This is a genomic window from Microbacterium sp. zg.Y909, from assembly GCF_024626565.1.
On sequence record NZ_JANJFJ010000669.1, the window covers coordinates 1 to 1,196 of the forward strand.

General features: G+C 71.1%; 3 protein-coding genes. All 3 read right to left on the reverse strand.

The window, feature by feature from the left end; translation table 11 throughout:
• Nucleotides 1-414, reverse strand: a 414-nt coding sequence (locus tag NQ160_RS24000; RefSeq protein WP_257517481.1) for a hypothetical protein, incomplete at its 3' end; no start/stop codon positions are given.
• A gap of 73 nt (nt 415-487) precedes the next feature.
• Entirely contained in the window at nt 488-781 is a 294-nt protein-coding gene (locus NQ160_RS24005; protein WP_257517482.1) for a WXG100 family type VII secretion target, read from the reverse strand.
• Between the two features lie 51 nt (nt 782-832).
• A partial coding sequence (locus NQ160_RS24010) for a hypothetical protein (RefSeq protein WP_257517483.1) occupies nt 833-1,196 on the reverse strand: 364 nt, incomplete at its 5' end.

Sequence of the window (1,196 nt, forward strand, 5' to 3'; positions counted from 1 at the left end):
GGGGCGGGCCGGGGGCGCGGGGGGGGGGGGGGGCCCGGGTGGGGGGGCGGGCCCGGGGGGGGGGGGGGGGGGGGGGGCGCCGGGGGCCGGTCCGCCGGGCGCGGGCTGTGGCGCCGGGTCGGGAACGTTCTGTGCCGGCTCGAGCGCGCCGGCGAGGTCGGTGTCGAGGTCACTGAAGGTGTCGACCACCGCGCGGAGGTAGTCCGCGATGAAGTGCAGGTTGTCCTCGAGCTTGCCTCGGGCGATGTCCCACTTTTCGCCGAACTCGCGCACCTTGCCGCCGAGGCGGTCGTGGCCGGTGTCGGCCGCAGCTTCGCCGGCGATGCTCTCGGCCCGGGCGAAGCTGCTCGCCACCGTCTCGGCCGTGCGCGCGCTGCTGCGCAGCTCCGTGAAGTCCAGTTTCAGATCGGCCATCGCCGTTTTCCTTCCGCTCAGACGACGAAGCGGGGCCGGCCGTGAAGGACCGGCCCCGCTTCTGGGACTGTGATCAGCCGATCGAAGACGCCAGCTGCTCGTCCGTGGACTGCAGCGCCGATGCCGCCTTCTCGAGGAACTGGGCCATGCCGTCGATGCCCTGCACGGTGCGCTGGGCGCCCGAGGTGAACTGCTCGTAGGAGGAGTCGAAGGCACCCGAGGCGCGGGTCGTGGTGAAGCCGTCCTGCACGAGCTGGCTGACCAGGGAACGCAGCTCCTGCAGCTTGCCCTCCAGGTCGGACTGGCCCGTACGCAGGCGGTTCGCGGCGCTCTGCATCTGGTCGTACGTGACGTTGAGGTTCGCCATGGTTCACTCCTTGTGTCCGGAAGCGGCAGTTCCTCTGCCGACATGTTCAACCTATGGGACCGCTATGGCGTCGGCCAATGGGGAGTACTCCCCATTTTTCGGGGCCGCTTCGCCGACGAGCGGGAACTGCACCCGCACCGTCTTGCCACTGGCGGCGAGCATGGCACGGCCGACCGGGAACTCGCGCTTGAGCAGCCGCGGGAACGCCGTCTTGAGCACCACCTCGCCGTCGTGCGTGTCCGGCTGCAGGACCACACCGCGGCGGGCCGATTTGATGTCGCCCAGCAGGCCGAAGCCCGTGGTCCAGTCGCTCGTCTCGCCCTCGGCGACGAGCAGGCCGTCGCCGCGCTTGACCCGCTTGGCGAAGTCCGACAGCGGCATCTCGGCGAGGGAGGTCGCGTACTCCGAGGCGCCT